Below are 7,538 nucleotides of genomic sequence, written 5' to 3'. Positions count from 1 at the left end.
GGCATTTGTAGCGTTGACGTCCATCGATTTTACCGTTCTTTTTATGATTGGAGCTCTTGCACCTGGGACAGTTCATGCATAAATATAGGTCCTAATAACATAAAAACTCTACTTAAATACCAATGCCAAGAATATAAATTATAGTATTAAATATTTCGATTCTTTATTGCCAGGCATAAAAGTTGGCATTGAGCAAAATTATTAAATAAAACATACCACTAATTTGTTTTATACCTATTAAGTATATAAATGATTTAAAAATGAGTATAATTAAAGTTCGGGCAAAACATTAAATTTGGCATCATACCAAAAATAGCATTCCGAAAATATGATCTGAAAATTATCCTAACTAAAATAACCCCGGATATTTAGAAAAAGGATGGCAGAGCACTTATGAGAACAATCAATATCCTCACACTAATAATGTTGATAGCTACATTATCAGCAGCTGGCTGTATAGACAATGGAGAGGGCGCATCAGGGGAAGACAGAATGATCGTTGCCGTTAGCATCCTTCCACAGCAGGAATTCGTAGAAAAGATAGCTGGAAATAATATTGAAACCATACTCATGATCCCGCCAGGAGCCAGCCCTGCAACCCATGAGCCAAGCCCGGGCCAGCTAAGAGAACTTACAAAAGCGAGTGCTTATTTCATAGTTGGATCGGAATTACCTTTTGAAGAAGTATGGATTGGGAAGATCGAAGGAATTAACGAAGACATGCTTATTGTTGATTGTTCAAAAGGGATCAACATTATCGACACTGGAACAGAAGAGCATGATGAGGAAGAGGATACCCATTTGGAAGATGGTGATGAGAACTTCCAGAAAGACGAAGGTCATACACATGAAGGATCTGACCCCCACATATGGACATCACCCCTCAATGCTAAAATGATGGTCGAGAACACCTATCTTGGTCTTATAGAGATTGACCCTGAAAACAAGGATATCTACCTGAAGAACAAAGAGAACTACTTTAAAGAGCTCGATGAAGCTGATGCAATGATAAGGGAGAAACTTATGGGAGGGGAAGAGAGAAGCTTCATGACATACCATCCATCGTGGGGTTATTTTGCAGCAGAATACGGACTCGACATGATAACTATCGAGAACGAGGGAAAGGAACCAAGCCCCCAGGATATGCAAAGAATTATCGATAAGGCAAAAGAAAAGAACATCAAGACCATCTTCGTACAAGCCCAGTTCAGCAAACAGAGTGCTGAGACCATCGCTTCTGCAATAGATGGAAAAGTGGTGGTGGTTGACCCTCTTGCAAAGGACTATGTGGGGAACTTAGAGATAATAAGCGAAGCATTTTCAGAAGGCTTGACCACATAATGAGGAGTTCGGATGGGGAAAGTGATCGATGTTAAAGACGTATGGTTAAGATACAAGGACCTGACAGTGCTGGAAGGCGTGAACCTTTCCATCGAAGAGGGGGATTTCCTTGGAATAATAGGACCGAACGGTGGCGGGAAAAGCACATTATTGAAGGTCATTCTGGGATTGATAAAACCACAGAGGGGAACCGTGGAAGTACTCGGCACAACCCCCGAAAAAGCACGCCACCTGATCGGTTATGTACCCCAATACAATCCTTCGAACCTCGATTTCCCAATAAATGTTAGAGAAGTTGTGCTTATGGGACGAATGGGAAAGAAAAGATTGTTCCGAAAATACACAGAAGAAGACAATGCTGCAACCGAGAAAGCCCTTGAGACCGTGGAAATGCTCGAATATAGTGATCGCCAGATAGGAGAACTCTCCGGAGGGCAGAGACAACGGGTCTTCATAGCACGTGCCCTTGTGAGCGAACCAAAAGTACTTATTCTGGATGAACCGGTCACAGGTATTGATACCATAATGCAAATGGAATTCTATGAACTGCTTAAGAAGCTCAGGTCCAGGGTCACAATAGTAATGGTCTCACATGATATCAGTGCCGTTTCCGTACTCGTGGACAAGATAGCATGCCTTAACGGGAAACTGCATTACCACGGTTCAAAGGAACTTATCCCCGAAGACGTCGAGCAGGTTTACGGGTGTCCTGTCGAATTGATAGCCCATGGCGTACCGCACAGGGTATTGCCTAAACACTGATGAGGGGATCGAAGTGCTGGAAATATTACAATATGAATTTATGATCAATGCCATCACGGCAGGCATTCTTGCAAGTATCGCATGCGGTATAATCGGAGTATATGTCGTTGTAAAGCGGATAGCCTTCATCAGCGGAGGAATTGCACACGCATCCTTTGGCGGAATAGGCATCAGCTATTTTCTCGGGATAAACCCCATAATGGGGGTGTTACCCTTTAGCCTGCTTTCTGCACTTACCATAGGCACCTTCAGCAAACGTACAGATGTTGCAGAAGATACGATCATAGGAATACTCTGGTCAATGGGCATGGCAATCGGCATCATTTTCATAGGCCTGACCCCGGGTTATGCACCCGACCTAATGACATACCTTTTCGGGAATATACTTACAGTACCACAGTCAGATATCACGATGATGCTGGCACTGGATGCCATCATCATTCTGGTGGTATATGTACTGTACAAAGAGTTCATGGCATTGTGCTATGATGAGGACTTCTCCACCGTTGCAGGAATACCTGTTGAAAAACTATATCTGCTTTTGCTTTGCCTTATTGCGCTGACAGTTGTAGTGATGATACGCGTGGTTGGACTTATACTTGTAATTGCTCTCCTTACAATTCCTGCCGCATTGAGCAGGGAATTTACAGACGATATGAGGAAGATGATGTTCCTGTCGATCTCATTCGGTACCGCCTTTACAATACTTGGCCTCATGCTGTCCTATTACTTCGACATAGCATCAGGTGCAACAATTATCCTTGTGATGTCCTCTTTTTACTTGCTCCACGTCGTTATCAAAAAATGGAGAACTATTTCGGAAAAGCCATTTGAAATATAAAGTACTGGTCAAAATCGATATAATAATTAAAATACTCGATGTCGGCAATTTCCCCGTGACTAGGAATAGCACCACAATAATCAATGTGTGCAAATATCAATACACCAAAAACAAATGATGAGTGATCATCATTTGTATATTTTTAGCACAATTTTCATAGAAATAGATGAAATAGGTTATTTTTATAGCTAATATAATTAAGTGTAATAGATATTAACTTAATAAAATATAACGCCTGTTTAGAAACGTTAATATTCGATAACCTGCCATTAAAAGCCGGAGTCACATGAACTGGATGCAGGTATCGCTTAGATCAAAACTTGTTCTTTCTGCTGTTACAGGCGTTCTTTTAGTAATGATCTTAGCAACCACCGTCACAATTACTACCCAAATATCAGTGCAGGAAGAGCTTGCGAACCAGCAATCCATTGAGATCACAAAAGGCTATGCAAACAAGTTCGATGGAGATATGCGCTCCAACATGGCAATAGCGCGTGCCATTAGTTCCAGTATGAGCGAATATAATTCATCAGACAGGGATGAAGTGAACAGGATGATGCATAGGATACTTGAAGACAATCCTCACTTGCTTGGAACTTATGTGGCGTATGAACCTAACGCTTTTGATGGCAGGGACAGCGAGTTCATCAATGCCGAAGGACATGATGCATCGGGACGTTTCATACCATTCTGGAACAAGATCGAAGGGGAAATCGAATTAGAACCGCTTCAGGGTTATGAAACTTTGGAATATTATGTTTATCCAAAGGTATTCAATAAAAACTTCATTACTGACCCATACTACTACGAAGATATTTTTATGGTGAGTTATGTAGCACCGATCATAAAAGACGATGAATTTCTGGGCGTGGCAGGTGTAGATGTATCATTGAAGTATGTCGATGATATCGTGAGCCAGATCAAAGCATTCGACACAGGATATGCCATCATGACCGGCAGCTCTGGCACAATACTTTCACAACCGTATAACAAAGACTGGATCGGAGTTAAAACGATCTACGATTATGACAATGAAGAATTGGCAAAGGCTGCAGATGACATCCAGCATGAAAAAAGCGGTCATGTAAATACCATCGACCCGGTGACAGGAAAAGAAGTTGTTGTTTTCTATGAACCCATAAGATCGAAGAATTACGGATTGTTCCTTGTAGTCCCAAAGGATGAAATGCTGGCCGGAACCTTTGCTTTAAGGGACAAGCTCATAGGATTAGGAATAATATCTGTTTTCTTCATGGGACTGGCAGCATACGTGGCATCACGTTCGGTAACAGCATCAATAGATGATATTGTGAATGATTTCAAGGATATGGCAGATTCTGCTGCAGAAGGAAAACTTAACATCCGCGCAAGCACTGATATCGATGAGGATTTCAGGAAAATACCTGAAGGCCTTAACCATGTTCTCGATGCGGTAACAGCACCCGTTGAAGAGACAATGAGGGTTGCTGAGCAGCTCTCTAAAGGGGATCTTAAGACGCGTTTTGAAGGGGAATATGCAGGAGAATTTAGAAAACTGGCAGATTCCATAAATGTGTTCGCAAAAGTGCTCGACCTTATCATCAACGATTCAAATCAGGTCCTATCCGCAATGAAAGAAGAGGATTTTTCCCGTGATCTGCGTGTCCACGGCCATGGTGACCTCAAGCTTCTGACAGACGGTATTGAACAGACGCGATATTCCCTACAGCAGGCAAACATTGACCGGCAGAGAACAGAGCAAGAGCTTAAGGAATATGCAAAGCAGCTCGAGCATTCCAACGAGCTAAAAGATATGTTCACAGACATTCTGCGACATGACCTGCTTAACCCGGCAGGAGTCGTTAAAGGTTATACAGAATTGCTCTTGATGACAGAGAAGGAAGAGAAAACGGAACGATACCTCAATAAGATATGGAAGAGCAATTACCAACTTATCGAAATGATCCAATCGGCTTCACAATTTGCAAAACTTGAGAGTTCGGAGAATCTCGAACTCGAACCACTGGAAATTGTAGACGTGATCAATCATTCCATAGAGACATTGGCAAACCAAGCAGTTGATAAAGAGATAGAAATAGAGTTTATCGAAGATAGAGAGTATTTCGTTCTTGCCAACAATATCATCGAAACCGTGTTCACGAACATTATCTCGAACGCTATCAAATACAGCCCTGAAAAAACAAAGGTCATTATAGAGATAAAAGAGAACATTGGGCACACCGAGATCACGATCACTGACTTAGGTGAAGGTATTGACAACGCATATAAAAAGACGATATTCGAACGTTTCGAACGTGTTAATAAGTCCGGTGTGAAAGGATCCGGACTTGGACTTGCCATTGTCAAAAGAACCATCGAATTGCACAAAGGAGAGGTCGGGGCAAGGGACAATCCTGAAGGTCATGGTACTGTTTTTTGGATCAGGTTGAACAAATTATCCGAAGGGTCCTCCGAATAACTGCCAAAACTTATTAATTTGAGCAGCCCAATGTTAAATATGGGACTTATTGTAGAGATATAATTTTACATATATTTCTGAACTTCCAACGTGGCTAGTATCGAGCCTCCCAAGATTGGTTGTTGCAAAAAAGAACGGTGTGTGGGGGTACCATAAATGAAAAATGTACTTGACAAAATGCTTAGTAATCTGTACAAAGGGATATGGGCCGTTGATGCAAATAACAAATTCATTTACTTTAGTAAAGGGATGGAAGACATTACCGGAATTTCAGAAGAAAGGATAATCGGTAAAGATATTAAGGCTTTCATGGAACTGGCGCAACTAAGCGTTGGTGACGAAACACATTTTACTGAGCTTTCCCTGCAGGTAAAAGACAAACTAAAACCTACCCGATACCACTCCCTTTCATTCCTGACACCTGAAGGAAATCTCAACCTGCTTAGTGGGCATATAATTCCAATGCTTAACGGTTCTGATAAATATACAGGATTCATCTGCACCGTGGAAAGTGTATCAGAACAAAATATCCGGGAAAAGACCTTCAAAGACATGATAACTTCAAAGAAGAAACTTGAAGAGATATACAAGAACAGTCCGGTAGTTGCTTTTCTCTGGACAGCTGAAAAGGACTGGCCAGTTGAATTTGTCTCAGATAACATTACACAGTTCGGATACACACCGGAGGATTTCACTTCAGGGAATCTGATATTTGGTGATATAGTACACCCTGAAGACCTTGATTTTGTGCGTAATGATGTTACAAGACTTGAAATTGAAGGACGTCAATTCTTCTCAAAGGAATATAGGATACTGACCCGAGCAGGAGAAACAAGATGGGTTGCTGAAAGGTCTTTACTGGTATTTGATGAAGATAAGAGACCATCTTACTACCAGGGAATAATAATCGATGTCACTGACAGAAAACTGGCCGAACAGGCATTGTTGGAGACTGAGAAAAAGTTCAGGCTCATATTCGAGAACTCTCCGCTTGGCATCTTCACTTTTGATAAAGACGGAACAATAACTCATTGTAACGACAACATTGCAAAGATAATGGGTGCTTCAAAGGATAAGATAATCGGATTGAATATGTTAAGAGGCATCAAAGACCAAAAAATGAAAGACGCTGTTAAACAGGTGTTTGCAAGAAAGACCGGTCATTATGAAGGCAAATACATATCAGCGGTCAGCGAAAAGGTCACGCCCATCAAAGCAGATTATAGCCCGAACATCGCGGAAGATGGCAGTATCCTTGGCGGGATCGGAGTCATTGAAGATATCACGACCCGTATAGAATCAGAAGAGGCATTGAAAAAATATGCAGAAGAACTTGCCACTGCCAATGAGGAGCTAAAGAGCCTCGACCAGATGAAAGACAGGTTCCTTTCAAATGTCAGCCATGAGCTGAAAACACCACTTACATCCATCAAGGGTTATACTGAACTCATTTATGACGAGTCGCTTGGAGTCCTGAGCGAACAGCAAAAGGAAGTGGAAAGAACAGTCCTTAGAAATGCTAATAGATTAAAAAGACTTGTTGATTCCCTTCTCTACATCAGCAGGGTACAGTCAGGCAATGTTCAATATCTGTTCGAACCGGTTTCTGTTGTAGAAATTGTCGAGATGACATTACAGGACCTTAAGATCCAGATAGAAGATAAGAAACTGACTGTTGAGAAGAATATAGCTAATAACATCCCAACTATCAACGGAGACAGGGACAAGCTCACCGACATGCTAACCAATATAGTGGACAATTCCATAAAGTTCACACCGGAAGGTGGCTCGCTTAAATTTACCATTGAGGAAGAAGATGAATTCATCCACATTGTGTTAAAGGACAATGGCATTGGAATACCACCAGATATGATCCCCATGCTATTCCAGAGATTCTATCAGATAGATGCATCAAGGACCCGCAAATATGGCGGTACAGGACTTGGACTTTATATATGCAAAGAGATAGTCAACGCCCACAAAGGCAAGATCTGGGCGGAAAGCGAAGGAGAGAACAAAGGTACAGGGATGCACATTCAATTACCTAAATAAGCATCATTCTTTTTTCCATTTCAGTTTATGGAATATTTAAAGAAACCGATTCGTTTTTAAGGTTTTGTGGCATACCACGCTACA

Annotated in this window: 6 protein-coding genes; 5 read left to right on the top strand and 1 reads right to left on the bottom strand. The window is 41.5% G+C overall.

Annotated elements, in window-relative coordinates:
* On the bottom strand, positions 1–76 hold a 76-nt coding region (locus KDK67_RS08340; RefSeq protein WP_420846927.1), incomplete at its 3' end, for a transposase-like zinc-binding domain-containing protein.
* A 317-nt stretch (positions 77–393) separates the two neighbouring features.
* Here KDK67_RS08340 and KDK67_RS08335 point away from each other — a divergent pair.
* The 5 genes from KDK67_RS08335 (at position 394) to KDK67_RS08315 (ending at position 7,454) form a co-directional block, all read left to right on the top strand.
* Positions 394–1,341 carry a metal ABC transporter solute-binding protein, Zn/Mn family gene (locus KDK67_RS08335; protein ID WP_250868339.1) on the top strand — a complete coding sequence of 316 codons (948 nt, stop codon included), beginning with the start codon at positions 394–396 and terminating at the stop codon, positions 1,339–1,341.
* A 12-nt stretch (positions 1,342–1,353) separates the two neighbouring features.
* Complete coding sequence (locus KDK67_RS08330) at positions 1,354–2,103, top strand: metal ABC transporter ATP-binding protein (protein ID WP_250868338.1); 750 nt, start codon at positions 1,354–1,356, stop codon at positions 2,101–2,103.
* Positions 2,104–2,116: 13 nt separating this feature from the next.
* Positions 2,117–2,944 (top strand): metal ABC transporter permease, encoded by an 828-nt coding sequence (locus KDK67_RS08325; RefSeq protein ID WP_250868343.1) that lies wholly within the window; start codon positions 2,117–2,119, stop codon positions 2,942–2,944.
* A gap of 286 nt (positions 2,945–3,230) precedes the next feature.
* Entirely contained in the window at positions 3,231–5,402 is a 2,172-nt protein-coding gene (locus KDK67_RS08320) for an ATP-binding protein (RefSeq protein ID WP_250868337.1), read from the top strand.
* 156 nt (positions 5,403–5,558) lie between these two features.
* On the top strand, positions 5,559–7,454 hold the full coding sequence (locus KDK67_RS08315) for a PAS domain S-box protein (protein ID WP_250868336.1): 1,896 nt from the start codon (positions 5,559–5,561) through the stop codon (positions 7,452–7,454).
* Positions 7,455–7,538 lie beyond the last annotated feature (84 nt).

The sequence above is a fragment of the Methanococcoides seepicolus genome, from assembly GCF_023684405.1.
Lineage (GTDB): Archaea > Halobacteriota > Methanosarcinia > Methanosarcinales > Methanosarcinaceae > Methanococcoides > Methanococcoides seepicolus.
This window is presented reverse-complemented; position numbering and strand designations above follow the sequence as displayed.